Origin of the sequence: Anaeromyxobacter sp. SG66, assembly GCF_022690805.1 — a bacterium.
Classification (GTDB): Bacteria; Myxococcota; Myxococcia; order Myxococcales; family Anaeromyxobacteraceae; genus Anaeromyxobacter; species Anaeromyxobacter soli.
Genome location: NZ_JALCZC010000218.1, coordinates 1 through 2,054 on the forward strand (window position 1 = coordinate 1; position 2,054 = coordinate 2,054).

Genomic DNA, 2,054 nt, shown 5'->3' on the forward strand with positions numbered 1-2,054 from the left:
AGGCCTATCGGATCGACTACAACGAGGTGCGGCCGCACAGCTCGCTGGACAACCAGACGCCGAACGGCTTTGCTCGCAGTATCACCGGACTCACGAAGCTAGCCGTCTAGAGTCGGGGGGCAGGTCAATTGAGCTCGAGCCGGATCGCCTGGAATACCGGGCGCGCATTCGGCGCGCTCGTGGACGTCGTGGGACCCACGTCTGTGGATGGAAAACAGTGGGCTCGCTGGGACGGTACGCTCGGTGGGGTGTACGACTGGAAGAGCTCCCAATCGTGCTCGCCGAACTCAGGTGTGTACGATTGCTGTTCGGCGGAGGTCCCCAGTCTCAACTACGCCGGCGAGTTCACGGACATGAACGGCGATGGCATCCCGGACTTCCTGTGGCGGACTTTCGACCCGCCCAGCGTTTCGGCCATGCGCGGCCAGATGACACTTCTGGATCCGAGCGCCGGCGAGCTTCCCCTCGCCCGGCCGATGCTCCTACAAAAGATCGTCGTCCCCGACGGCGCGGAGTTCTCGATCCAGTACGTGCCGTCCACCACGCTGGCGGTTCCGCGAGCGCGGTTGAAGCCAGTCGTCTCCGCGCTGACCGTCAGCGGTGCCAACGTCGAGAAGAGCACCACTTACTACTGGTACGCGAATCCCTCCGGAGAGAAGGCCTGGTACGATCCCGCCAAGTTCGATGATCGCGGGTTCCGCGAGTCATGGTCCCAGAACGAGACGACGCGGATCGTCCGCCACACCACCTGGTCGGTGTCACACGCGCTGATGGGGCGCCCGACGATTGTCGAGCTTGGCATTGCGTCGAACCGTTCGCTCGGAAGACCAGCCGTCTCTTCCGACGCGGGTGCTCCCCCGCCTGCTGCGGACGTGGCGTGGTTCTCTCGAGACACATTCCAGTACGGTCTCAAGTGGCTCGGCGACGGAACGGGCCTGGGCTGCCTCCCCGTGGCGGAGCCGTCCGCGACCGACTACCCGGTGCGTGTGGTCCCGAAAAGTGTAGCGAAGGCGAACCTCTTCGGGACGACGCGGGCCACGGTCACTACCGCCGTGGATTGCGCTTACGTCGACTACTACGGAAATATCCTGAGGGTGGAGTCGACGCCCAGCCTAGGCGGAACGCCGGGTCCGGCGCTTGTCACGACACAGTCCTTCGTGGGAGCGACCAGCTGCGTCAACGTTCCCGCCGAGCTGACGACTTCTCGGTGGAGCGGCACGAAGGAGCTCACCCGCGCGATCAAGACGTTCGACACCGACTGTCGCCTTATCGAAGAGTGGTCGCCGGACGAAAAGGGGGGGAGGACGAACCGGATAGCGTACACGTACGCCGGCCCTTTGAAGCAGCTCGATACGACGACGACGGGTGCCACCACGAAGCGCGCGGCGTATGACGCTACTTATGGGCTGTACGTAAAGCAGGAGACCACCGAAGATTCCGCGAAGACGATCAGCACGACGTACGAGTACGACGAGCCGACGGGTCTCCGGATCTCGGCGGTCGGGCCGTCCGTCACCCGTGACCTGAGCGGAGGCACGACCTCGGCGGGATTGGCTCGGTACTACCTCTACGACGCGTTCGGTCGGACCGTCGCGGTGTCGAAGCAGCCGTTCGCTACGAGTACCGACGCCTCGACGGCGGCCTATGTCCCCCGCGCCAGCGGCACCTCCTCCGTCGTTGAGGTGACGCGCTACCTCGACTCGGTGATGCCTCGCGCAGTCGAGACGTACCGGTTTGCGGTGGCAAAGGCGTTCTCCACGACTGAGGGATTCACCGATTCCGACGACGTGATGAAGTCGACCGTGTACCGCGACGGCTTGGGCCGAGTCATCCAGGTTCGCGAGCGCCTCGGCGGCGCGCCTGGCGGAGCCGCGGATGCCGCAGCCCAGGTGAACCAGGCGGTCCGTGGTGTCAAGGTCTCAAAGGCTCTAGAGCGCCGATCGGCTTGAAGTCCCCATGAATCCCATCGCTTACCCGCCGGGGATCGACAGGGCCCATCCGCCCGTGATCCTCTCGCCTTCGAGCGAGCCGGTGCTCGCGCGGAGGTGGCGATG

The 2,054-nt window shown here is 64.9% G+C and carries 2 protein-coding genes; both read left to right on the plus strand.

What is annotated here, in order from left to right; genetic code table 11:
- A partial coding sequence (locus MNZ39_RS23935) for a transposase (RefSeq protein ID WP_242337485.1) occupies nt 1-110 on the plus strand: 110 nt, incomplete at its 5' end.
- Between the two features lie 138 nt (nt 111-248).
- Complete coding sequence (locus MNZ39_RS23940) at nt 249-1,949, plus strand: hypothetical protein (RefSeq protein WP_242341588.1); 1,701 nt, start codon at nt 249-251, stop codon at nt 1,947-1,949.
- Nucleotides 1,950-2,054: the final 105 nt, after the last annotated feature.